Below are 23910 nucleotides of genomic sequence, written 5' to 3' on the forward strand. Positions count from 1 at the left end.
CTAGTGATCTCGACCGGCGAAGGAGTGGCTCAGTGGCCGACACGGCGATCACCGTCGTAGGAGCGCGCAAGAAGTACCGCAGCGGAAAAGACGTCAAACACGCACTGGACGGGCTCGACCTCACGGTCGCGCGCGGCACGGTGCACGGAGTGCTCGGGCCGAACGGCGCCGGCAAGACCACCCTGGTCCGCATCCTGTCCACACTGCTGCGCCCGGACGCGGGCCGGGTCGAGGTGGCCGGCCACGACGTGGTGCGGGAGGCGTACGAGGTGCGGGTGCGCATCGGTCTGCTCGGCCAGCACGCGGCCGTGGACGAGGAACTGAGCGGCTTCCAGAACCTGGAGATGTTCGGCCGCCTCTACCACCTCGGCGCCCGGCACGCGCGCGTGCGGGCCGGTGAACTCCTGGAGCGCTTCGGTCTCGCGGACACCGCCCGCAAGGCGGTCAAGCAGTACAGCGGCGGCATGCGGCGCCGCCTGGACCTCGCCGCGTCCCTGATCACCGAACCGGAGGTGCTGTTCCTCGACGAACCGACCACCGGCCTCGACCCGCGCGGCCGCGCCGAGGTGTGGGCGTCGGTCCGCTCCCTGACCGGCGGCGGTACGACGGTGCTGCTCACCACGCAGTACCTGGAGGAGGCCGGTCAACTGGCCGACCGTATCTCCGTCGTCGACCTCGGCCGGGTCGTCGCCGAGGGCACGACGGACGAGCTGAAGGCGCTGACCGGAGGCGACAGGATCGACGTCGTCCTGCGCGACGCGGGACAGCTGGGCACCGCCGTCGCGCTGCTGCCCGTACCCCAGGACGAGATCACCGTCGACGCCGACCGGCGGCTGCTCAGCGCACCGGTCACCGACCGGATGGCGGCGCTCGCCGCGGTCGTACGTGCGCTGGAGGAGGCCGGCGTCGAGGCCGAGGACGTGGCCCTGCGCCGCCCCACCCTTGACGAGGCGTTCCTGCACCTGACCGCCGACCGTACGAAGGAGGCCGCATGACCGCGCACGCCCTCACCGACTCCTGGACCATGACCCGCCGTGAACTCGCCCACTGGGCCCGGCAACCGGTCCAGGTCGCCGTCAACGTCGCCTTCCCGGTGATGCTGCTGGTGATGTTCGGCTACCTGATCGGCGGCGGGCGGGCCGTGACCGGCGAGTACATCGACTATCTCCTGCCCGGGATGCTCGCGCTCACCATGGCCTTCGGCCTGGAGGGCACGATGATCGCCGTCACCGAGGATCTCAACAAGGGGGTGATCGACCGCTTCCGGTCGATGCCCATGACCAACGGAGCGGTCCTGGTGGGCCGTTCGGTCGCGGACATGCTCCAGTCGGCGCTCGCCCTCGCCGTCCTCATCGGCGTGGGTCTCGCCCTGGGCTGGCGCGCGCACGGCGGGCCGGTGGCCTTCCTCGGCGGCGTCGGGCTGCTGCTGCTGTTCCGGTTCGCGATGCTGTGGATCGGCATCCACCTGGCGATGGTCGCCGGGAAACCGGAGCTGGTGCAGGCCGTGCAGATCCTCGTATGGCCGATCGGCTTCCTGTCCAACGCGATCGCCACACCGGAGGCCATGCCCGGCTGGCTCGGCACGGTCGTCCAGTGGAACCCGATGTCCCACACGGCGACGGCCGTGCGCGACCTGTTCGGCAGCCCCGGCGGTGAGCCCGGTCACCTCTGGGCGGCCATCGTCTGGCCCTTGGCGCTGCTCGCGCTCTTCTTCCCCCTCGCGGTACGGCGCTTCGGCCGCCTCAGCCGGTGAGGCGGCCGGTCGCGGCTTGCACCTAACGTGGCGTGAGGGCTCAGCGTGGAGGGCGTACCGAGAAAGGAGCGGAAGTGAGCTACTCAGTGGGACAGGTCGCCGGGTACGCCGGGGTCACGGTGCGCACCCTGCACCACTACGACGAGATCGGCCTGCTCTCCCCGAGCGGGCGCAGCCACGCGGGCCACCGGCGTTACAGCGACGCCGACCTCGACCGGCTGCAGCAGATCCTGTTCTACCGGGAGCTCGGCTTCCCGCTTGAAGAGGTCGCCGCCCTGCTCGACGACCCGGCCGCGGACCCGCGCGCGCACCTGCGCCGCCAGCACGAACTGCTGACCGCCCGGATCGAGAAGCTGCAGAAGATGGCGGCGGCCGTGGAGCACGCCATGGAGGCACGCAAGATGGGCATCAACCTCACTCCCGAGGAGAAGTTCGAGGTGTTCGGGGACCACGACCCGGACCAGTACGAGGACGAGGTGCGCGAGCGCTGGGGCACCACGGACGCCTACCGGCAGTCGCGCGAGCGCACCGCCTCCTACACCAAGGAGGACTGGAAGCGGGTCAACGAGGAGTTCGGCGCGCTCCACCTGCGCATGGCCGGCCTGATGGCCGCCGGCACCCCGGCCGACTCCGAGGCGGCCATGGACACCGCAGAGGAGCACCGCCAGTTCATCACGCGGTCGTACTACGAGTGCTCCCACGAGATGCACGGCTGCCTGGGCGAGATGTACGTCTCCGACCCGCGGTTCACGGCGACGTACGACAGGATCCGTCCCGGCCTCGCGGTCTATCTGCGGGACGCGATCAAGGCCAACGCGGCCCGTCGGGCGTCCTAGGATCCTGGCCCGGGAGCGGTGCTCCCGGGCCAGGACCACCGCTGTCGTGGAGCCGGACCGGCGCCGGGCGGACGCCCATGACCCCGCAGCTTTGCCGCAGTCCGCCCACAGTGCATCCTGGGGGACCCCGGTGGAACCGGGACCGGACACTTTCCGTTGATAGCTTTGTCCGGCCGTATTGGACGCCGTACTTCCCGACCCCTCAGGAGCCCGGAACCGTGACGACGCTTGCCCTCGGACCGAGCTGGCTGGATCCGAACTATCTACTGGACAGCTTCGGCATCTGGGGCCTGCTCCTCATCGTCTTCGCCGAATCGGGCCTGCTCATCGGCTTCTTCCTGCCGGGCGACTCGCTGCTGTTCACGGCCGGACTGCTGATCACGTCCAAGCAGCTGGACTTCCCGTTGTGGGCGGCCATCGTGCTGATCTGCATCGCCGCGATCCTCGGCGACCAGGCCGGTTACATGTTCGGCAAGAAGGTCGGCCCGGCGCTCTTCACCCGCCCCGACTCCCGCTTCTTCAAGCAGGAGAACGTGACCAAGGCCCACGACTTCTTCGAGAAGTACGGCCCGAAGTCCCTGGTCCTGGCCCGCTTCGTACCCATCGTGCGCACGTTCACGCCGATCATCGCGGGCGTCAGCGGCATGCGCTACCGCTCGTTCCTGCTCTGGAACGTCCTCGGCGGCATCCTGTGGGGCGCGGGTGTGACGATGCTCGGCGCCTGGCTGGGCAACATCGGCTTCGTCAAGCAGAACATCGAGGCGATCCTGATCCTGATCGTCCTCGTCTCGGTGCTGCCGATCATCATCGAGTTCTGGCGAGCCCGCGCGAACAAGAAGAAGAACCCGCCCGAGCAGCCCCAGGCCACGCAGTACCAGCAGCAGGTCCAGCAGCCCGTGATGGACGACGCCACGACGCAGCTCCGCCGCATCGAACCGGACCACCGCGACGACCAGGGCTACGGCGAGCAGTACAGCCAGCAGGGATACGGCCGGCAGGGATACGGCCAGCAGGGATACCAGCAGCCTCAGCAGCCGTACGCCGAGCAGTACCCGCAGCAGCCGTACCCGCAACAGCAGTACCCGCAGCAGCAGTACGGCGGCCAGGGCCAGCAGCAGTACCCGTACGACCCCTACCGGCAGGGCTGACGATTCCGAGGGGCGCGAGGAACTGCACGACGCCGTGGCCGCCGTCAGAATCCTCGCGTCCGCTTGGCCGCCCGCCGCCCACCGGTGGCAGCGCCCGGCAGCCGCAGGAACAACCGCGAGATCTCCGACCCCAGGTTGACCCCGATCGCGATGGCCATCGCCAGCGCCGCGGCCTTGGTCAGCGACCCCAGCCCGGAATCCACGTCGTTCCCCGCGATCGACAGCAGTCCGAAGTACGTCGCGGAACCCGGCAGCAGCGGCCCGATCGCGGCCGTCGTGTACGGCAGCGCGGACGCGTACCGGTACCGCGACAGCAACTGCCCGAAGAGCCCCACCAGCCCCGCGGCCGCCGCCGTGGAGGCGACCGGCGAGATTCCCCCGGCGTAGTGCATCGCGCCGTACACGACCCACGCGACGCCGCCGTTCAGGGTCACCGCTATCACCGTGGAGCGCTCCTGCTGCAACAGCACGGCGAAGGTCAGCGACAGCAGCATCGACGCGGCGATCTGCACCAGCGGCCGCTCGGCGATGTGGAGCGCCGCCTCGGGGTCGAACTGGGCGCCGAGCTGAACGCCGAAGTACAGCACCACGAGCACACCGGCGACGATGCCCACGAAGAAGTACATGACCTCCAGCAGGCGCGCCGCCGCGGTGATGTAGAAGCCGGTCAGGCCGTCCTGCACACCGGCCACCAGCGCCCGCCCGGGCAGCAGCGCGAACAGCCCACCGGTGATCACGGCGGACGCCTTCACATCCACGTGCAGCAGGTTGAGCGCGACCCCCATCGCGGCCGGCGGCATCGCGGCCACCGTGAACTGGTAGAACTCCGGCAGTCCGCGCCCCGCGCACAGCCAGGCCAGCCGGTCGCCGAGCATCGCGCCCAGCGCGGCCGCGACGAACACGATCAGGTCACCGCCGACGAGCACCGAGGCCGCACCGGCGAGCAGCCCGCTCGCGGAGGTCAGCACCCAGGTGGGATACGGGTGCCGGTTGCGCCGGATCTCCGCGAGACGCCGGTAGGCCTCCTCCAGGGAGAGGTGCGTCTCCGGGTCGCTGAGGTCGTCGACGAGCTGGTAGACCGCCGCGAGGCGGGTGTAGTCGGTACCCCGCCGGCGCACCGTCCGGGCCGCCGACACGGGGTCGTCGACGAGCGACGGCTGGTACGAGATCGACAGCAGGGTGAAGGTGACGGTCGGCTCGCAGCGGTCCAGGCCGTAGGAGCGGCAGACCGCGAACATCGCCGCCTCCACGTCCTCGGCGCCCTCGCCACCGGCCAGCAGCAGCTCACCGATACGCAAGGTCAGGTCGAGGACGCGCGGAACGGCCGGGCCGCCCTCCTCCTCGTGCTTCTGCACGGGCTCAGGGGCGGGCCGCTCGGCCACCGGCAGCCGCAGCATGGTGCGCATCCGGTCCTGCCAGGGCACGTCCTTGGTGAGCCGCACCACGGGGATCCCGCTCGCCGGCGTGAACGCGGCCGGCGCGCTGCGCGAGCTGTACGTCCTCGGCGGGCTGAACGCCGACCCCTCGGGCTCGGCGGCGGGCGGCGACAGGACGTCGAGCCCGTCCGGCAGCGCGAACTCGGATGTCGTCTCCGGCTCGGCAGGCGCCCTGGCGAGGTCCAGACCCTGGGGAATCGCGAACTCGGATGTGATTTCCGGGTCGAACGTGCCCCTGGCCTCGTCCGACTGCGGCTTGCGGTCCTCCGCCTCCGTCACCTTGGCAGCGCTCCCTGTACGACACACTCAACAGGCCTCAGTATGCGCACGGACAAGCGGACGGGCCGCACACGCACGCGTGCGGCCCGTCTACCCGGGATGCGCCGACTCAGTGACCGCCCTGTTCCTCGAAGCGCTTGTAGGAACGCTCGATCTCGGCCTCGGCCTCGGTCCGGCCGACCCAGTTGGCGCCCTCGACGGACTTGCCGGGCTCCAGGTCCTTGTACACCTCGAAGAAGTGCTGGATCTCCAGGCGGTCGAACTCGGACACGTGGTGGATGTCGCGCAGGTGCTCCACACGCGGGTCGTGAGCGGGCACGCACAGCAGCTTGTCGTCACCGCCGGCCTCGTCGGTCATCCGGAACATGCCGATCGCACGGCACTGGATGAGGCAGCCGGGGAACGTCGGCTCGTCCAGGATGACCAGGGCGTCCAGCGGGTCGCCGTCCTCGCCGAGGGTGTTCTCGACGAAGCCGTAGTCGGCCGGGTAGCTGGTCGACGTGAACAGGCGGCGGTCCAGGCGGATCCGACCGGTCTCGTGGTCCACCTCGTACTTGTTGCGCGAACCCTTCGGGATCTCGATCGTGACGTCGAACTCCACCGGTGGCTCCTCCATGATCAACACACAGTTCTGGTGGTTAAGTGTCCCTCACGCAGGAGTGTGATCGCGAAAGGGGCTGGTGGTCGTGCCCGAGCTGAGGCCTTGGCAGGCCGCGAGACCGCATGTGGCGCGGGTCGCGAACGCCGTACGTCCCCGTCTCGCCCGGGCCCGCGCGGCTGTAGCGCCCCGGGTCACCCGAGGGGCGCCGGCCACGAAACCGCAGGTCGGGAGGGCGGCGAGGGCGAATCCGTGGCCGTACACCGCGGTCGCCGCCACCGCGGGCCTGGTGCTGGCCGCCGGTGTGGTGACCGTCGCAGGGCCCTGGGACTCCTCAGGCCAGCGTACGGCGGAGCGGGACCGGGCCGCCGCCCAGGACGGAGCGGGTGGCGCAGATCACGGCCGCGGCTCCGGCATGGCGGGCGCGCCGAAGCCCGCGCCCAGCGCGGCCTCGGTCCTGACGGGCCTGGGCGGCGCCACGAACGCCGTCAGGTCGGCGCCGAACGGCCGGGCGCTCGCGGGCGTCCTGGACCCCCTGCTGGCCGATCCCGCGCTCGGCGACCGCCGTACCGCCGTGGTCGTCGACCTGACCACCGGCAAGCGGCTCTACGGCAGCGGCGCCGACGAGGCGCTCACGCCCGCCTCCACGACGAAGATCGCCACCGCGGTCGCCGCCCTCTCCGCGCTCGGCTCCGAGCATCGCCTGACCACCCGCACCGTCTACGAGCCCGACACCAAGGAGCTCGTCCTGGTCGGCGGCGGCGATCCCACCCTGACGGCCCGCGAGGACAGCGCCGGCCAGGCGAGCCTGCGCACCCTGGCCGCCAGGACCGCGGCCGCCCTGAAGGAGCGCAAGGTGCGGCAGGTGACGCTGTCGTACGACAAGACCCTGTACGCCGGGCCCGGACTTCACCCCATCGGGGTCAACGCCAACCTCGCCCCCGTCAGCCCCCTGATGGCCGACGAGGCCCGCGTCGACGACTCGTCCAGCGGGCCGGCGCAGCGGGTGCCGGACCCCGCGGCGCACGCCACCGGGCGGTTCGCCGAGTTCCTGAAGAAGCACGGCATCACGACCACGGCGCCCGGCCCGTCCAAGGCGACCGGGCGGGCCCAGCCCCTCGCCGAGGTCCAGTCACCACCGCTGTCCGCCCTGGTCGAGCGGATGATGACGGAGAGCGACAACGACATCGCCGAGGCCCTCGCCCGGCACACCGCCGTCGCCACCGGTCAGCGTGCCGACTTCGGCGGCGCCGGACGCGCTATCCAGGCCCAGCTGAAGAAGCTGGGCCTGCCGTTGCAGGGCGCCCGCTTCAAGGACGGCAGCGGCCTCGACCGCGAGGGCCGGCTCACCGCGAACCTGCTGTCCCGCCTGCTGCTGAAGGCCGCCGACCCGGCCCGCCCCGAGCTGCGCCCCGCCCTCACCGGACTGCCGGTGGCCCATTTCACCGGCACTCTGACCGACCGGTACGCCGGCGGTGCGGCCGGCATCGTCCGCGCCAAGACCGGCACCCTCCGTGGCGTGAACACCCTGGCCGGGACGGCCGTCACCCGGGACGGGCATGTCCTGGGCTTCGCGTTCCTGACGTCGGGGGGGTACGACGTGACGGCCGCCAGGACCGCCCTGGACCGGGCCGCGTCGGCGCTGACGACGACCCGCTGAGCCGGCGCTCCCGGGCCGGGGCACCGGCTCCACGGGCCGTCACGCCCTGCCCGAAGTGGTGCCGCTCACGTACCGTTGACGCATGACGAGCATCGGTGCTTCTTCCGGGATGGTCGACTGGAACCTCGCGGTGGCGACCGCGACCCGGCTCGTGCGGCCGGGCCCAGAAGTGAGCCGCGACGAGGCCCGGGCCGTCGTCGCGGAGCTTCGCCGGCACGCCAAGGCCTCGGAGGGGCACGTCCGGGGCTTCACCCGGATGGGCACCGAGGAGACCCACGACACCCCGGTCCTCGTGGTCGACCGCCCCGGCTGGGTCCGGGCCAACGTCGCCGGGTTCCGGGAACTGCTCAAGCCGCTGCTCGGGAAGATGCAGGAGCGGCGCGGCAACAGCCCGGGCGGCGCCGTCCTCGGTGCCGTCGGCGGCAAGGTCACCGGCGTGGAGCTCGGGATGCTGCTGTCCTTCCTGTCCTCCCGCGTCCTCGGCCAGTACGAGACCTTCGCCCCGGCCACCCGCGACCTCCCGGCCGGCGAGAACGGCGGCGGCAGGCTGCTGCTCGTGGCCCCGAACATCGTGCACGTCGAGCGTGAACTCGACGTGGACCCGCACGACTTCCGCCTGTGGGTGTGCCTGCACGAGGAGACCCACCGCACCCAGTTCTCCGCGGTGCCGTGGCTGCGCGACCACCTGCAGGGTGAGATCCAGTCGTTCCTGGCGGAGACCGACGTGGACCCCATGACCGTCCTCGAACGCATCCGCGAAGCCGCCCAGACGCTCGCCGGGGGCCGCCCGGAGGGCGAGGAGGACGACGGCGGCCGATCGCTGGTCGAGCTGGTGCAGACCCCCGCCCAGCGGGAGATCCTCGGCCGGCTCACCGCCGTCATGTCGCTCCTGGAGGGCCACGCCGACTTCGTGATGGACGGAGTCGGCCCGGACGTCGTACGGACCGTCGGGGAGATCCGCGAGAAGTTCCAGCAGCGGCGCGCCAAGGGCGCCTCCCGTCTCGACCTCGCCCTGCGCAAGCTGCTCGGCCTGGACGCCAAGCTCAGGCAGTACCGGGACGGCGAGCGCTTCGTACGAGCGGTGGTCGACGAGGCCGGCATGGACGGCTTCAACCGGATCTGGACCTCCCCCAACACCCTCCCCACCAAGTCGGAGATCGCCAAACCGGCGGACTGGATCACACGGGTGCACCGCAGGAGTGCCACATGAACCTGGGGTGAGACGTGGTGAACCGGATCCGGCCGACGGCAGGCGAACGCCCCTTCAATCACCCGTCCGAGGGACCGTGAGCCATGGGTAGGCGTGCAATGCTCGGGGAACGGCCCGGTTCTGTCACCATCTATACACTCTGAGTGACCTGGCTCGGGCTCACCCCCCCCCGAAAAAACTTCATGAAGGGAACCGGACAATGGGTCCCCATCCTGCGGTCGCGGCGATACGCCTGGCGGTCCGCCGCGTCCTCCACGACATCCTCAACGAGTACAACTGCACCGCCCACGCCGCCGATCCCCACGAGCGTCCCCCCTCGCCGCTCGTGCTCGTGGCGTGCTCCGGCGGCGCCGACTCCATGGCGCTCGCCTCCGCGCTCGCCTTCGAGGCCCCCAAACTCGGCATGCGCGCGGGCGGCGTCACCGTCGACCACGGCCTGCAACCCGGCTCCGACCTGCGCGCCGAGGAGGTCGTGCTGCGGCTGCGCGAGCTCGGCCTGGAACCGGTCGAGGCCACCGCCGTCCACGTCGGCCGCGACGGCGGCCCCGAAGCCGCCGCCCGGGACGCCCGGTACGCCGCCCTCGACGCCGCCGCCGCACGCCACCGTGCCGCCGCGATCCTGCTCGGCCACACCCGCGACGACCAGGCGGAAACCGTCCTGCTCGGCCTCGCCCGTGGCTCCGGCATCCGCTCCCTGTCCGGAATGGCCGCGGTCTCGGGGGCCGACGGCCGTTACCGGCGTCCCTTCCTCCAGCTCGACCGGCAGACAGCCCGCAAGGCCTGCATGGTCCAGTCCCTGCCGGTCTGGGACGACCCGCACAACGCGGACCCGGCGTACACCAGATCGCGGCTGCGGCACGAGGGGCTGCCCGCGCTGGAGAAGGCGCTCGGCAAAGGCGTCGTCGAGGCACTCGCCCGCACGGCCCAGCTCTCCCGCGACGACGCCGACGCCCTCGACACATGGGCCAGCCAGGCCGAGGTCTCCGTCCGCGACGCCGCCGGTGGCCTCGAGTGCGCCAAGCTCTACGCCCTGCCGCCCGCGGTGCGCCGCCGGATCCTGCGCCGGGCCGCCATCGAGGCAGGTGCGCCGGCCGGTTCGCTGTTCGCCCGTCACATCGAGGAAGTCGACCGCCTGATCACCGGCTGGCGCGGTCAGCGAGCCATCAACCTGCCGGGCAAAGTCGTCGTCCAGCGCCAGGGTGGCAGACTGGTGATTCGGCAAGGCTGAATCCGGGACGCTCCCACCGGACCGTGCACACGGTCCCACGAAAGCCGCACACGCGGCCGGGACGTCCGGAGACGGCCGGTGGGACGACCGAAAGTGATGCGGGTGGACGCGAAAGACATGGGTGCCGACCTCCAGCAGGTGCTCATCACCAAGGAAGAGATCGACGCGAAGCTGGCCGAGCTGGCCGCGAAGATCGACGCGGAGTACGCGGGCAAGGACCTGCTGATCGTCGGAGTGCTCAAGGGCGCGGTGATGGTCATGGCCGACCTCGCCCGGGCGCTGTCCACCCCGCTCACCATGGACTGGATGGCGGTGTCGTCCTACGGCGCGGGCACCCAGTCCTCCGGTGTGGTGCGGATCCTCAAGGACCTCGACACCGACATCAAGGGCAGGCACGTCCTCATCGTCGAGGACATCATCGACTCCGGCCTGACCCTCTCCTGGCTGATCTCCAACCTCGGCTCCCGCGAGCCCGCCTCCCTGAAGGTGTGCACGCTGCTGCGCAAGCCGGAGGCCGCCAAGGTCGCCATCGACGTGGAGTGGGTCGGCTTCGACATCCCCAACGAGTTCGTCGTGGGCTACGGCCTCGACTACGCCGAGAAGTACCGCAACCTCCCGTTCGTCGGTACGCTCGCGCCCCACGTCTACGGCGGCTGAGCCAGTTGGCCCAAGCCTTGTAGGACGATCGGGAACCCCGGCGGGTTTCGCGCCGTTGGAGCATGCAGACGGGTTCGCCAGCTCTCCCGTGCGGCTTCGGGCACCATTGCTGGGGTACCGTCAGAAGAACTGTCTTATCAAACTCACTATGGCAGGAGGGACGGGGCGGCACCGCTCCGTATGGATGGACGTGAAGCGATACTTCCGTGGGCCGGTCATGTGGATCGTGCTGGCCGTCCTTGCCGTGGTCGTGTTGATGCAGGTCGTCGGCTCGTCCGGGGGCTACAAGACGGTGGACACCGGCCAGGTCGTCCAGGCGATCAATGACAACAGGGTCGAAGCTGCCAAGCTGACCACCGGCGACGAGCAGACCATCAAGGTCACGCTCAAGGACGGCCAGAAGATCGAGGACAGCTCCAAGATCCAGGCCAGCTACATCGGCGACCAGGGCGCCAACCTCGCCAGCACCCTGCAGGACAAGTACCAGAACAAGCAGATCCCGGACGGTTACACGGTCTCGCCGACCAAGCAGAACGCGTTCGTCAGCATCCTGCTGTCTCTGCTGCCCTTCGTCCTCATCGTGGTCGTCTTCCTGTTCCTGATGAACCAGATGCAGGGCGGCGGCAGCCGGGTGATGAACTTCGGCAAGTCGAAGGCCAAGCTCATCACCAAGGACACACCCAAGACGACGTTCTCGGACGTCGCCGGTTCGGACGAGGCCGTCGAGGAACTCCAGGAGATCAAGGAGTTCCTGCAGGAGCCGGCCAAGTTCCAGGCCGTCGGCGCCAAGATCCCCAAGGGCGTGCTGCTGTACGGCCCGCCCGGCACCGGCAAGACGCTGCTCGCGCGTGCCGTCGCCGGCGAGGCGGGCGTGCCCTTCTACTCGATCTCCGGCTCCGACTTCGTCGAGATGTTCGTCGGTGTCGGCGCCTCCCGAGTCCGCGACCTGTTCGAGCAGGCCAAGGCGAACGCCCCGGCGATCGTCTTCGTCGACGAGATCGACGCGGTCGGCCGCCACCGCGGCGCCGGCCTCGGCGGCGGTCACGACGAGCGCGAGCAGACGCTGAACCAGCTGCTCGTCGAGATGGACGGCTTCGACGTCAAGGGCGGCGTGATCCTCATCGCCGCGACGAACCGGCCGGACATCCTCGACCCGGCGCTGCTGCGCCCCGGCCGCTTCGACCGGCAGATCGCCGTCGACCGCCCGGACATGCAGGGCCGGCTGGAGATCCTCAAGGTTCACCAGAAGGGCAAGCCGGTCGCTCCGGACGTCGACCTCTCGGCGGTCGCCCGCCGTACGCCCGGCATGACCGGCGCCGACCTGGCGAACGTGCTGAACGAGGCCGCCCTGCTGACGGCCCGCAGTGACCAGAAGCTGGTCGACAACAAGATGCTCGACGAGGCCATCGACCGCGTCGTGGCGGGCCCGCAGAAGCGGACCCGGATCATGTCGGACAAGGAGAAGAAGATCACCGCGTACCACGAGGGCGGACACGCCCTGGTCGCGGCGGCCTCGCCGAACTCCGACCCGGTCCACAAGATCACGATCCTGTCCCGCGGCCGCGCCCTCGGCTACACGATGGTGCTGCCGGACGAGGACAAGTACTCGACCACGCGCAACGAGATGCTCGACCAGCTTGCCTACATGCTGGGCGGCCGCGCGGCCGAGGAACTGGTCTTCCACGACCCGACCACCGGTGCCGCCAACGACATCGAGAAGGCCACCAACCTGGCCCGCGCGATGGTCACGCAGTACGGCATGACGGAGCGTCTGGGCGCGATCAAGTTCGGCGGCGACAACAGCGAGCCGTTCCTCGGCCGTGAGATGGCTCACCAGCGCGACTACTCCGAGGAGGTCGCCGCGCTCGTCGACGAAGAGGTCAAGAAGCTCATCGAGACCGCGCACAACGAGGCGTGGGAGATCCTGGTCGAGAACCGCGACGTCCTCGACAACCTGGTCCTGGCGCTCCTGGAGAAGGAGACCCTGGGCAAGGAGGAGATCGCCGAGATCTTCGCCCCGATCGTCAAGCGGCCGCCGCGTCCCGCGTGGACGGGCTCCTCCCGCCGTACGCCGTCGACCCGTCCGCCCGTGCTCTCCCCGAAGGAGCTCGCACTGACGAACGGCGCCAACGGCGCGACGGCGGCGATCACCGCGAAGAGCACGGCTGCGGAGCCCGCCCCGGCGGCCGAGCCGGCCGCCCCGGAGGACCGCCCCGAAGCCTGAGCCCAGGGCCGCTTCCCGCGGCCCCGCAGGCCCGGAATGGATGCCGCGCCACCCAGGTTCTAGCCTGGGTGGCGCGGCATCGACGTATGCGCGCAGACGTGATGCGCACAGAGGGGACGCGTTCTTCGTACGCGTCAGGCACAGGAACGAGGCACCACATGACCGACCCGGTGACGCTGGACGGCGAGGGCACGATCGGCGAGTTCGACGAGAAGCGCGCCGAGAACGCCGTACGCGAACTCCTGATCGCGGTCGGGGAGGACCCGGACCGCGAGGGCCTGAGGGAGACTCCGGCGCGGGTGGCGCGGGCGTACAAGGAGATATTCGCGGGGCTGTGGCAGCAGCCCGAGGACGTGCTGACGACGACGTTCGACATCGGGCACGACGAAATGGTGCTCGTGAAGGACATCGAGGTGTACTCGACCTGTGAGCATCACCTGGTCCCGTTCCGGGGCGTGGCTCACGTCGGATACATCCCGGCCACCACCGGCAAGATCACCGGGCTGTCGAAGCTGGCGCGGCTGGTGGACGTCTACGCCCGACGTCCGCAGGTGCAGGAACGACTCACCACGCAGATCGCCGACTCCCTGATGGAGATACTGGAGCCGCGGGGCGTGATCGTGGTCGTGGAGTGCGAGCACATGTGCATGTCGATGCGGGGCATCCGCAAGCCCGGCGCCAAGACCATCACGTCTGCGGTCCGGGGTCAGCTGCGGGATGCGGCGACGCGGAACGAGGCGATGAGCCTGATCATGGCTCACTGACGCGGCCGCCGGCCGCGCGGTCTCACGCGGCCGGAGCGGTGCCCGTGCCGTTGTGTTCGTCGTCCTCCGGGAGTTTGCAGACCTTCTCCAGGAAGATGGCGGCCGCTATGACGGCGATGCCCGCGACGACCGAGCAGCCGGCGTAGATGGCCTGGTCGCGGCGGGCCGGGATGTCCAGCGACTCCAGCAGGAAGACGCCCGTGCCGCCGTACATGCCGGCGACCAGGGCGGCCACCAGGGCGCTGGCCTGGCCGAAGACGACGGCGCGGGCCGCCATCAGCGGGTCCACGCCCTTGGCGCCGGGACGGCGCTCGCGCTGGGCCCGCAACCGGGCGCGCAGCGACAGTGCCGTGGCGAGCAGCACCGCGGCGATCAGGGCCAGGACGACGGGGGCGGCGAGGGGGACGCTCGGGAGCGTACCGATCGAGTTCCACAGGCGGGCGCCCGCCCAGGACAGGATGCCGGCCACGACGAAGACTCCCGCCAGCACCCTGATGCGCAGCTCTCTCACGGTGTCCCTTCGGTTCCCCGGATCCCCGGACTGTGGTCGTCTCGACCTTAACGACTACTCGGGCAGCCGGAGTTCCAGGTCCCCGCGGGCGGCCACCCCGTCGTGGGTGACCGTGCCGAGCAATTCGGCGACGGCGCCGCGGCCGGGCAGCTGGGCGTCGGGGTCCACGTCGTGCCAGGGCGCGAGGACGAAGGCGCGTTCGTGGGCGCGCGGGTGGGGGAGGGTGAGCGCGGGGTCGTCGGAGACGACATCGGCGTACGACACGATGTCGACGTCGAGCGTGCGCGGGCCCCAGCGCTCGTCGCGGATCCGGTGGAAGGCCTCCTCGACCGCGTGCGCCCGCTCCAGGAGCGAGGACGGGGGCAGGGTGGTCTTCAGGACCACGACGGCGTTGAAGTACGCGGGCTGGGTGCCGGGCTGGACGCCCCACGGCTCGGTCTCGTAGACGGGGGAGACGGCCTTGATCCGGACACCCGGGGTGTCCTCCAGGGCGTCGATGGCGCCCTGGAGGGTCTCCAGGCGGTTGCCGAGGTTCGAGCCGATCGAGATCACGGCACGTTTGGGGTTGTGCAGGGTGGTGTCGGCGGCGTCGACCCTCTCGACGACGGAGGCGGGTACCGGCTGTACGGTCGGGTCGCTGTGACCCTCGGTGAACGAGGCAGTCATACTCGGCTCCGGATGATGGTGACGGTCACGTCGTCGAAGGGGACGGTGATCGGTGCGTCCGGTTTGTGGACGCTGACCTCGACCTCCTGAACCCCCTCGTGCTTCAGACAGGCCTGGGCGATGCGCTCGGCGAGCGTCTCGATGAGGTTGACGGGCTCGCCCTCGACGACGGCCACGACCTCCTCCGCCACGATGCCGTAGTGCACGGTCTTCGCCAGGTCGTCGTCGGCCGCGGCCGGCCGGGTGTCCAGGCCGAGGACGAGGTCCACGATGAAGGTCTGGCCCTCCTCGCGCTCCCGGGGGAACACACCGTGGTGCCCGCGGGCCTTCAAGCCGCGCAGCGCGACACGATCCACGCGAATCACTCCTGCAATCGTCGGGTGCGACCGGTCCGTTCCGTGTGCGGGCGGCAGACCGGCCTCGAACGAATCTACCTGCGGACACCGACACCCCCCGGACACGGGGCCAGGGGCCACGGCGGGGGCCGGGAGGTTTCATCGTGTGTTTCCCCTGGGGAATCCGGCGGCTCACGGGTTGGTAGCCGCCCATACCCCCGGGTTCGTGATTCCAACCACTCCTTGGTTCCTTCGGGCCCTGTCCGGCCCTCTGTGCCCCTCCACCGGGCGCCTACCCACTCAGGCGGTTGACTCGTCGTCCTCGTCCTCGGCGCTTTCGGTCAGAACGGGGGAGGCGTGGTGCGACCAGAGCTTCCAGCCGTCGGGTGTGCGCCGGAACACGTTGGTGGCGACCACCAGCTGGCCGACGAGGGGCCCCGGGCCGTCGCCGTCCTCCGGGGCGGGGCCGCCGCTGAGGATGTTCTCCGTGCAGCTCACCAGGGCGGTGTCGCCGGTGACGGAGACGTGCACGTCGGTGAGGAAGAACTGGATGTACTCGGTGTTCGCCATGATCAGGGCGTACGACCGCAGGACCTCGCCGCGGCCGGTGAGCACCGGCCAGCCGGGGTGCACGCAGCAGACCACGCCGCTGTCCGCCGGGTCGTGGTAGCTCTCGTCGACGCCCAGGTCGGAGGGGGTGAGCCAGAGCGTCGACAGCTCCTCGAAGTCGCCCCGCTCCAGGGTCTCGTAGAAAGCGGTGTTGGCGAGTTCGACCTCTTCGACATCGGTGTGGGGGGCGGTCACCGGGCTCCTTCCACGGCGCGTGCGACGCGTACGGCGTCCGCGGTGGCACGGACCTCGTGGACGCGCACGGCCCAGGCGCCGACGTGCGCCGCCAGCGCGGAGACGGCGGCCGTGGCGGCGTCGCGCTCCCGCGCCGGGGGCGGGGCGCCCTCCGGTCCCGCCAGCACGCGGCCGAGGAAGCGCTTGCGGGAGGCCGCGACGAGCAGGGGGTGGCCGAGGGCCCGCAGGCGGTCGAGGTGGGCGAGCAGGGTGAGGTCGTGCCCGGCGTCCTTGGAGAAGCCGAGGCCGGGGTCGATCACGATCCGGTCGGGGGCGACGCCGCCCTCCAGAACGGCCTCCACGCGCGCGTGCAGCTCGTCGGTGACCTCGGTGACGACGTCGTCGTACACGCCCCTGACATTGCCGCCCTCCAGGAAGCCGCGCCAGTGCATGACGACGAAGGGGGCGCCGGTGCGCGCCACCACCGGGATCATCGCGGGGTCGGCGAGGCCGCCGCTGACGTCGTTGACAAGGGCGGCGCCGGCGGCGAGGGCCTGTTCGGCGACGGACGCGCGCATGGTGTCGACGGAGACGACGACGCCCTCGGAGGCGAGGCCGCGGACGACGGGGACCACGCGGCGGAGCTCCTCGGCCTCGTCGACCCGGGCGGCGCCGGGGCGGGTGGACTCACCGCCGACGTCCACGAGGTCGGCACCCTCGGTGACGAGGTCGAGGCCGTGCTTGACGGCGGCGGTGGTGTCGAACCAGCGGCCGCCGTCGGAGAAGGAGTCGGGGGTGACGTTCACGACTCCCATGACCGCGCAGCGGTCCCATTCCGGAAGGCCCGCGATGCGCCCGCGCCCGCTGTGATTGCTCATACGTTCAGCGTAGGCCCAGGGTAGGGCCGGGCTCCTCACCTGGGCGGCCTTGACCGGGGCAGCGGCCGGGGCGGTGCGGCCCGGGCGGTGCCCCGGGGATGGAGGGCTTGAGCCGTGGTCCGGGGGTGGGGACCCGAGCGGCGGCCCCCGGGTGGACGGGCGGGGCCGCCGCTCGGGCCGGTCCGGGTCAGGCCGGGCGTGCGTGGCGCTCCGCGACGGCGTGCGCTCGGGCCGGTCCGGGTCAGGCCGGGAGTGCGTGGCGCTCCGCGACGGCGTGCGCTCGGGCCGGTCCGGGTCAGGCCGGGCGTGCGTGGAGCTCCGCGACGGCGTGCGTGCAGGGGCGCGCGGCGGGCGCCGGGCGCCTGAGGGGGGCGGTGCGGCAGGGCGCGGCCGAGGTTGAGGAAGCCCTCGGTCTGGAGGGCGGCCAGAGCGATGCGTGGCAGGTCGCCGGAGGCGCGGTAGACGGCGACCTGCCGGGCACCGGGCCGGCGCCGATCTTCTCGCCGCGGGCGAGTTGCGGAGCGGAACATCGCGAGTTCAGTGACACGCGTGCGGTGCCGAGCCTGGGCGCGGCGCGCAGCGCGGCCATGATCAGCAGCTCGTTCATGCCCGGATCGGCCGAGCGGTCCCGGCGCATCAGGTCCAGGGAGACCCCGTCCGCGCCCAGGGGAAGAGGTGCAGGACCGCCTTCAGATCGCCGTACGGCCCCGGTTCGCCGTCCGCCTTGTGGGCGGTGGCCACGAGGCGGTCGCCGTCGGTGGGGTCGCCGAGGCGGCCCAGTGCCATGGAGAAGGCAGCTCGCCGTCGGTACCGCGCCAGGCGCCGGCGGCGCGGCGGATCCGCTCCAGTTCGGCCTCGCCCAGGTCACGGACGTGTCGTACCCGGGTTTGGTGACCGGCACGTTCGATGCGCTTGACCATCTGCCGCTCGTTGCGCATCGCGCGGCCGGCGAGGGAGAAATCCGCGACCACCACCACCGCCTCGTCGTCGCCCGGTTCGAGGGCGTCGAGGCCGGTCTCGCGGGTCCACACCTCGCCGCCCGTCTCGGAACAGCCCATGACGGCGGGCGTCCACGCATGCGCGCGTGCCTCGTCCATGAACCGCTCGATGGCGCCGGGCCAGGCCTCCACGTCACCTATGGGATCCCCGCTGGCGAGCATCACCCCGGAGACCACGCGGTACGTCACCGCCGCCTTGCCGCTGGGGGAGAAGACCACGGCCTTGTCGCGGCGCAGCGCGAAGTGGCCGAGCGAGTCCCGGCCGCCGTGCCGCTCCAGCAGGGCGCGCAGCCGGACCTCGTCGTCCTCGGTCAGCCGAGCCGCCGCGTGCTCGGGGCGCAGCGCGAGGTAGATCGTGGTGACGGCGGTGAGCAGGCCCAGGGCGCCCAGGGAGACGCCGACCGTCCAGGAGGCGGTGCCCTGGTAGGCGACCGGGCCCTCGAAGCCGAACATGCCGTACAGGACATGGGTGATGCGGTCCGCGAGGGAGGGGTCGCCGACCAGACTGTGCGGGTGGGCGCTGACGACGACCAGCCCCAGGGCGAGCGAACCGGCCCCCATGAGCACGAAGTTGGCCAGCGCCCGCCACCGGCTGCGCGGGTCGGGCAGGGACGCGAACCGGTCGCGGTGGCGCAGCAGCGGCGCGAGCAGCGCGAGCGAGACGAGCACGCCGGCCAGGGAGGGCCCGTACGTGAACTGCGCGACCGCCCCGGCCGGCAGCAGCGCCACGGCGGCCCGCCAGGCCCGGCGCTTGCCACGCTTGAGGCCGTGGGCGAGCAGCAGCAACAGCACGCCGGCGCTGAGCGAGAGCGCGGCGGCGAAGGGGCCGAGCGCGCCGGGCAGCACCTCGGCCGGCGCGTGCATGCGGCTGTGCCGGAAGCGTGGGAAGACGCCCGCGGCGATGTCCACGACGCCCACGAGGGCACAGGCCCTGCCGACGAGAAGGGGAACGGACTCGGGGCGCGGCCCGCGCAGGCGCCGGCGCCACGGCATTTCCCCCTCTCCCCCCTCTTCCCCCTCTTCCCCCTCTTCCCTGACTTCTCTGACAGACATCGCATCCCGTAGTTCTGCGCGAGAGTTGGCATCCGGTGCTGATTCGGGCATCCGGCGACATTGCGCCCTCTAGGACGGTGGCACGCAGGGGGAGGTTCACTCCGCTTCGCAAAGCCGTTTCCAAGGCCACGGGGTTGCTGTGTTCCGGGGCACGAGGTGGGGTTGATCCGTACCGTGGGGGTGGGTTGATCCCGGGCCGTGAGGTCGGGTTGATCCCGGGTCATGGGGTCGCGTTGCCCCGGAGGCCGGGTGTGGCGCCGTTTCAAGGCCATCCGGTGGCCGTGTTTTTACCGCCGGGGACACCACGATTCGCCTACGCGCGGTAAGTTTCTGGCCATGCCACGTGGACGTCATCGCCATTCACCGCCCCTGCACAGGCTGCTGCCTCCGTCGGCGATCGCAGGCGTCTCGGTCGTCTGCGCCCTCGGCCCATGGGTCTTCACGGAGCCGGCGCTGCTCCGTGGGCTGGCGGCCGCCGCCGCGGTGACGGCTGCCGCCGGTGCGGTCGTCATGCGCCGTTGGGACATCCAGGCCGGCAAGCAGGTGGCCGACCTCACGCGCGCGCGTGCGAGCGACGAGTGGCGGCACGAGGAACGCGTCGCCGAACTGGAGACCGATCTCGAGGAGTCGCGCGAACTGCGCGGCAAGCTCGAACAGCGCCTGAGGGCCAAGCGTGCCGAACTCGCGGGGCTGCGCAACGAGCACGCGGCACTGCTGCGCCGTTACGCCACCGCCGAGACCGAGCGCGCGAGCGCCCTGGAGGGCCGCCGCCGGCTGGAGATCGAGGCCACCGCACCCGCGCGTGCGCTGCCGCCCGCGCCGGTCGCGGAGGAGGCCGCCGCAATCGCCCCCGAGGCCGACGGGACCGACGCGACCGCTACCAGGACCGACGGCCTCGCCGACGGGACCGCGGACTCCGCCGGGGACAGCGCCCCGGACGTGGCCGCACAGGAGGAGCCCGAGGCCCCGAAGCTGTTTTCCCCGGAGGGCTCCCGGCTGTTCCTGCGGGCGCAGGCCGCGCTGGTCCGCTTCGACGCCGACCGGGAGGCCGGGCCCGGACAGGACCCGGCTGACGGGACGGAGGCGCCCGCGGAGCAGCCCGTGCCGGCCGACGCCGAGCGCGGTGCCGGGACGGAGGCCGCTCAGGAGGACGAGGCGCGGGGGAAGACCGAGGCGGCCGACGTGCACGAGCACGCGGCCGCCACCACCGGCCGGACCACCGTGCGGCAGCCGTCCGGGCACTACACCGTGCCCACCGCGGTGGCCGTCGTGCCTGCGCAGGCGACGGTGCGCCGTCCCAGGGCCGAGGGCGGCTTCGACTTCTTCGGCACGAAGGCGAAGGGGGAGGCGAGCGCCGCCCTGGAGGCCGTGCAGAACGAGGACCTCGCCGACGTGGTCGGCCAGGAGGCGCTCGAACTGCACAAGGCGGACTCGGAGGCGGAGTTCAAGCCCGTCACCGCGCAGTCGCGCGGCGTCGGCCAGGTGATCGACCTGACGGCGCACGACGAGACCGAGCAGATCGACGTCCAGGGGCTGCGCAGCGCGGCTTCCTGACTCCGCTCACCGCAAGCCACGTCCGAACGGCACTTTCCGGACGGTTTCCCCGAACGCCGTGCCGGGCGCATCAGCGCCGGGCACGGCGTTTCCGTGTCGTGGGGGCCCCGGCGTTCACCTCGCGCGGCGCCCGGTGTTCTCACGCCATCCAGCGGTCCGGCCGGGCGTCCCTGCGTCCCGTCCGGGACCGCTCGGCCTGGGCACGCAGCAGGTCCGTGGCCTCCCCGGCGTCCCTCAGCCGGGCTGTGACGGTCTTGTTGGCGCCGGTGTCCACGTGGACGTCCGCGAGCCGCCAGAGCCGCATCCAGGGCCCTTGCTCCTGCCGGACGCTCTGCACCTTGGCGTGCGGGACGAGCGCGAGGCTGCGCCGGAGCAGTCCGTGCCGGGCGACGAAGACGGTGTCCGTGACGGTGAAGCCGTAGCCCCGCCACCACAGCGGCACGCAGCGGCCCGCCCGCCGCGGCGCGCGGGACAGGGACGCGGCGGCCGGTACGGTCACGCCGGGCAGCACGCGCGTGACGAGGGACTCCGCGATCTCGCGCGGGGCGACCGGCAGCAGTACGGAGTTGGACGAGCCCGCCACGTCCAGCTCCACCCGCACCCAGCCGCGCCGCCGCCACAGCAGCGGCTCCACGATCCGCACGGTCTGCACCCGGCCGGGCGGCACCGTCTCGTGCGCGCGGTCCAGGAGCCCGCGGTCGATCCGGATGCCGTCCGGCGACTCGGCGACCGTCCAGTCGTACTCGGCGACGAACCTCCCCACGCTGCTCGCGCCGGCGGCGCCGACCAACGGCACCGCGGTCGCGACCACCGTCCACAGGTTGTGGGTGAAAAGCCACAGCACGGTCGGTACGACGACCGCGCCGGCCAGCGTGGCCCAGGTCGCGCCGGTCAGCAGCAGCGAGACGGCGAGCACGCCCGCCGGTACGTTCAGCAGCCGCTGCTCCGGCGCCTCGCCCACCTCGTGCGCCGTGTCGGGCGCGAAACCGGCGGCACGCGCGAGGAGTTCGGCCCGCAACGCGCGCGCGTCCGCCTCACCGAGGTAGGCGAGTTCGTCCTTCTTGTCGGTGCCTATGACGTCGAGTCTGAGTTTCGCGACGCCCGCCACGCGCGCGAGGAGCGGCCTCGTGACGTCGACGGCCTGGATGCGCTCCAGGCGGATGTGCGCGGTGCGCCGGAACAGCAGTCCGGTGCGGATGCGCAGTTCCGTCCCGGTCACCGCGAAGTGCGTGAACCACCAGCTGAGGAAGCCGTAGAGCGCGGCGGCCGGTACGAGCACGGCGAGGGCGATCAGGATCGTGGTCGTCGTCAGCCGGCTCAGCTGGCGGTGCGCGCCGTCCGGGTCGTGCAGCGCCCACCCGATGAGCACGGCGACCGGTGCCCATGCCCGCCGGAACGGCGTGACCGGGTGCAGCCGGCGCTCGGTCACCGTCACCTCGCCGCGTACCTCGTCGTCGGTGCCCGGCGTCGTCACAGCCCCGCCGATCGTGCCTCGCCCAGCTCGGTGAGCCGGTCGCGCAGCCGTTCCGCCTCGGCCGGGTCGAGGCCGGGGATGGTCGCGTCGGTCGCCGCAGCGGCCGTGTGGAGCTGGACGCTGGCCAGCCCGAAGTGCCGCTCGACAGGCCCGGAGGTCACCTCGACCAGCTGCATCCGGCCGTACGGCACCACCGTCACGGTGTGCCACAGCACGCCCCGGCTGATCAGCAGGTCGTCGGCGCGCTCGGCGTACCGCCAGGAGCGCCAGTTGCGGGCGATCAGATCCCAGCCCCACACAGTCAGCGCCAGCGGCAGCAGCGCGAACGCGGCCCACGCGGGACCGGCCAGCAGCCCCGGCAGCAGACCCGTGGCCAGTGTCAGCAGCCCCAGCCACACCACCAGCAACAACCGGCGCATACGCAGCAGGCCGGGCGGCAGCGCGGTCCAGGCCGGTTCGGCCTCCGCCGTCACCACCTGCCCGGCGCCCGTCACCACCTGCCCGGCGCCTGTCGCCCCGCCGTCCGCCGGGCCTGTCGCCCCGCCGTCCGCCGGGCCTGTCGCCCCGCCGTCCGCCGGGCCTGTCGCCCCGCCGTCCGCCGGGCCTGTCGCCCCGCCGTCCGCCTGACCTGCCGTTCCGCCGCCCTGAGGGCTCCCCGTCTCCATATGGCCAGCCTACGTACGACAGACTGTGTCCATGACTCCCCCTACGGAGACCACGGTCGGAATCGGCGGCGCCGCGGAGAGCACCGACATGGTGCTCAACATCGGCCCCCAGCATCCGTCCACGCACGGCGTGCTGCGCCTGCGGCTGCTCCTCGACGGTGAGCGCATCACGAGCGCGGAGCCGGTGGTGGGCTATATGCACCGGGGTGCGGAGAAACTGTTCGAGGCGCGCGACTACCGCCAGATCATCATGCTCGCCAACCGCCACGACTGGCTGTCGGCCTTCTCCAACGAGCTGGGCGTCGTCCTCGCCGTGGAGCGCATGCTCGGCATGGAGGTGCCCGCGCGCGCGGTGTGGACGCGCACGCTGCTCGCGGAGCTCAACCGGGTGCTGAACCACCTGATGTTCCTGGGCTCGTACCCGCTGGAGCTGGGCGGGATCACGCCGGTCTTCTACGCGTTCCGGGAGCGCGAGGTCCTGCAGAACGTCATGGAGGAGGTCTCCGGCGGGCGGATGCACTACATGTTCAACCGCGTCGGCGGCCTCAAGGAGGACGTGCCGGCCGGCTGGACCGCACGCGCGCGTGCCGCGGTCGCGGGAGTGCGCTCGCGCATGGACCGGTTCGACGACCTGGTGCTCGGCAACGAGATCTTCCGGGGCCGCACCCGGGACGTGGGGAACCTCGCCCCGGAGGCCGTGCACGCGTACGGCGTGAGCGGCCCGATCGCGCGTGCCTCGGGCGTCGACTTCGACCTGCGCCGCGACGAGCCGTACCTGGCCTACGGGGACCTTCAGGACACCCTCGAGGTCGTGACCCGCTCCGAGGGCGACTGTCTGGCCCGTTTCGAGTGCCTGCTGGAACAGACGCACAACGCGCTCGACCTGGCGGACGCCTGCCTCGACCGGATCGCCGAGCTGCCGCCGGGGCCGATCAACCAGAGGCTTCCCAAGGTGCTGAAGGCGCCCGAGGGGCACACGTACGCGTGGACCGAGAACCCGCTCGGCATCAACGGCTACTACCTCGTCAGCAAGGGCGACAAGACGCCGTACCGGCTCAAGCTGCGCTCGGCCTCGTACAACAACATCCAGGTGCTGACCGAGCTGCTGCCGGGGACCCTGGTGGCGGACATGGTGGCGATCCTGGGGTCGATGTTCTTCGTGGTGGGGGACATCGACAAGTAGCCCGCGCGCGGGCAGGG

The 23910-nt window shown here is 71.6% G+C and carries 21 protein-coding genes and 1 pseudogene; 12 read left to right on the forward strand and 10 right to left on the reverse strand.

The annotated features are described in order from the left end of the window. The first annotated feature begins 32 nt into the window (after positions 1-32). The 4 genes from ACGF8A_RS27585 (at position 33) to ACGF8A_RS27600 (ending at position 3737) form a co-directional block, all read left to right on the forward strand. Positions 33-995, forward strand: a complete 963-nt coding sequence (locus tag ACGF8A_RS27585; protein ID WP_393112723.1) for an ATP-binding cassette domain-containing protein — start codon at positions 33-35, stop codon at positions 993-995. Further along, positions 992-1753 (forward strand): ABC transporter permease, encoded by a 762-nt coding sequence (locus ACGF8A_RS27590; protein ID WP_393112725.1) that lies wholly within the window; start codon positions 992-994, stop codon positions 1751-1753. Before ACGF8A_RS27585 ends, ACGF8A_RS27590 begins: the two co-directional genes overlap by 4 nt. 74 nt (positions 1754-1827) lie before the next feature. After that, positions 1828-2589: a MerR family transcriptional regulator gene (locus ACGF8A_RS27595; protein WP_393112727.1), complete on the forward strand. Its 762-nt coding sequence runs from the start codon at positions 1828-1830 to the stop codon at positions 2587-2589. Between the two features lie 218 nt (positions 2590-2807). Continuing rightward, complete coding sequence (locus ACGF8A_RS27600) at positions 2808-3737, forward strand: DedA family protein (RefSeq protein WP_393112729.1); 930 nt, start codon at positions 2808-2810, stop codon at positions 3735-3737. A 44-nt stretch (positions 3738-3781) separates the two neighbouring features. Here ACGF8A_RS27600 and ACGF8A_RS27605 read toward each other — a convergent pair whose 3' ends face one another. Then, entirely contained in the window at positions 3782-5452 is a 1671-nt protein-coding gene (locus ACGF8A_RS27605) for a threonine/serine exporter ThrE family protein (protein WP_393112731.1), read from the reverse strand. 109 nt (positions 5453-5561) lie between these two features. Beyond that, positions 5562-6053 carry an inorganic diphosphatase gene (locus tag ACGF8A_RS27610; RefSeq protein ID WP_196460818.1) on the reverse strand — a complete coding sequence of 164 codons (492 nt, stop codon included), beginning with the start codon at positions 6051-6053 and terminating at the stop codon, positions 5562-5564. Between the two features lie 79 nt (positions 6054-6132). Between ACGF8A_RS27610 and dacB the strand changes: the two genes are divergently transcribed. From dacB to folE, 6 genes are all read left to right on the forward strand, one after another. Next, positions 6133-7710, forward strand: coding sequence for a D-alanyl-D-alanine carboxypeptidase/D-alanyl-D-alanine-endopeptidase (gene dacB / locus ACGF8A_RS27615; RefSeq protein ID WP_393112734.1), 1578 nt, complete (start codon positions 6133-6135; stop codon positions 7708-7710). An 82-nt stretch (positions 7711-7792) separates the two neighbouring features. After that, a complete protein-coding gene (locus ACGF8A_RS27620) occupies positions 7793-8920 on the forward strand; it encodes a zinc-dependent metalloprotease (protein ID WP_393112736.1) in 1128 nt (375 codons plus the stop codon). A 199-nt stretch (positions 8921-9119) separates the two neighbouring features. Beyond that, a complete protein-coding gene (gene tilS, locus ACGF8A_RS27625) occupies positions 9120-10148 on the forward strand; it encodes a tRNA lysidine(34) synthetase TilS (protein ID WP_393112738.1) in 1029 nt (342 codons plus the stop codon). A gap of 96 nt (positions 10149-10244) precedes the next feature. Further along, on the forward strand, positions 10245-10805 hold the full coding sequence (hpt, locus tag ACGF8A_RS27630; RefSeq protein ID WP_276110394.1) for a hypoxanthine phosphoribosyltransferase: 561 nt from the start codon (positions 10245-10247) through the stop codon (positions 10803-10805). A 184-nt stretch (positions 10806-10989) separates the two neighbouring features. After that, complete coding sequence (ftsH, locus tag ACGF8A_RS27635) at positions 10990-13029, forward strand: ATP-dependent zinc metalloprotease FtsH (RefSeq protein WP_393112740.1); 2040 nt, start codon at positions 10990-10992, stop codon at positions 13027-13029. Positions 13030-13187: 158 nt separating this feature from the next. Then, complete coding sequence (gene folE, locus ACGF8A_RS27640; RefSeq protein WP_393112742.1) at positions 13188-13793, forward strand: GTP cyclohydrolase I FolE; 606 nt, start codon at positions 13188-13190, stop codon at positions 13791-13793. 22 nt (positions 13794-13815) lie between these two features. On the opposite strand, the gene ACGF8A_RS27645 is transcribed toward folE, so the two are convergent. The 6 genes and pseudogenes from ACGF8A_RS27645 to ACGF8A_RS27670 all read right to left on the reverse strand — a co-directional run bounded on the left by ACGF8A_RS27645 (position 13816) and on the right by ACGF8A_RS27670 (position 18957). Further along, entirely contained in the window at positions 13816-14304 is a 489-nt protein-coding gene (locus ACGF8A_RS27645) for a DUF3180 domain-containing protein (protein WP_393112744.1), read from the reverse strand. A 54-nt stretch (positions 14305-14358) separates the two neighbouring features. After that, entirely contained in the window at positions 14359-14970 is a 612-nt protein-coding gene (gene folK / locus ACGF8A_RS27650) for a 2-amino-4-hydroxy-6-hydroxymethyldihydropteridine diphosphokinase (protein ID WP_393112746.1), read from the reverse strand. Next, the gene (gene folB / locus ACGF8A_RS27655) at positions 14967-15326 is read right to left on the reverse strand and encodes a dihydroneopterin aldolase (RefSeq protein WP_393112748.1); all 360 of its coding nucleotides are present in this window, start codon (positions 15324-15326) and stop codon (positions 14967-14969) included. Before folB ends, folK begins: the two co-directional genes overlap by 4 nt. 279 nt (positions 15327-15605) lie before the next feature. Then, complete coding sequence (locus tag ACGF8A_RS27660) at positions 15606-16109, reverse strand: nuclear transport factor 2 family protein (protein ID WP_393112750.1); 504 nt, start codon at positions 16107-16109, stop codon at positions 15606-15608. Further along, positions 16106-16966 carry a dihydropteroate synthase gene (folP, locus tag ACGF8A_RS27665; RefSeq protein ID WP_393112752.1) on the reverse strand — a complete coding sequence of 287 codons (861 nt, stop codon included), beginning with the start codon at positions 16964-16966 and terminating at the stop codon, positions 16106-16108. The genes ACGF8A_RS27660 and folP overlap by 4 nt, the downstream gene beginning before the upstream one ends. 295 nt (positions 16967-17261) lie before the next feature. Further along, a pseudogene (locus ACGF8A_RS27670) lies at positions 17262-18957 on the reverse strand (phosphatidylglycerol lysyltransferase domain-containing protein). Between the two features lie 396 nt (positions 18958-19353). Here ACGF8A_RS27670 and ACGF8A_RS27675 point away from each other — a divergent pair. Continuing rightward, the gene (locus tag ACGF8A_RS27675; protein WP_393112754.1) at positions 19354-20571 is read left to right on the forward strand and encodes a hypothetical protein; all 1218 of its coding nucleotides are present in this window, start codon (positions 19354-19356) and stop codon (positions 20569-20571) included. 139 nt (positions 20572-20710) lie between these two features. Here the strand turns inward: ACGF8A_RS27675 and ACGF8A_RS27680 are convergent, their stop codons facing one another. Continuing rightward, on the reverse strand, positions 20711-22045 hold the full coding sequence (locus ACGF8A_RS27680) for a PH domain-containing protein (protein ID WP_393112756.1): 1335 nt from the start codon (positions 22043-22045) through the stop codon (positions 20711-20713). After that, positions 22042-22542 (reverse strand): PH domain-containing protein, encoded by a 501-nt coding sequence (locus ACGF8A_RS27685; RefSeq protein WP_393112846.1) that lies wholly within the window; start codon positions 22540-22542, stop codon positions 22042-22044. Before ACGF8A_RS27685 ends, ACGF8A_RS27680 begins: the two co-directional genes overlap by 4 nt. A 199-nt stretch (positions 22543-22741) precedes the next feature. Between ACGF8A_RS27685 and ACGF8A_RS27690 the strand changes: the two genes are divergently transcribed. Further along, entirely contained in the window at positions 22742-23893 is a 1152-nt protein-coding gene (locus ACGF8A_RS27690) for an NADH-quinone oxidoreductase subunit D (protein WP_393112758.1), read from the forward strand. Positions 23894-23910: the final 17 nt, after the last annotated feature.

This window comes from Streptomyces sp. NPDC047706 (assembly GCF_043204795.1).
GTDB lineage: Bacteria > Actinomycetota > Actinomycetes > Streptomycetales > Streptomycetaceae > Streptomyces.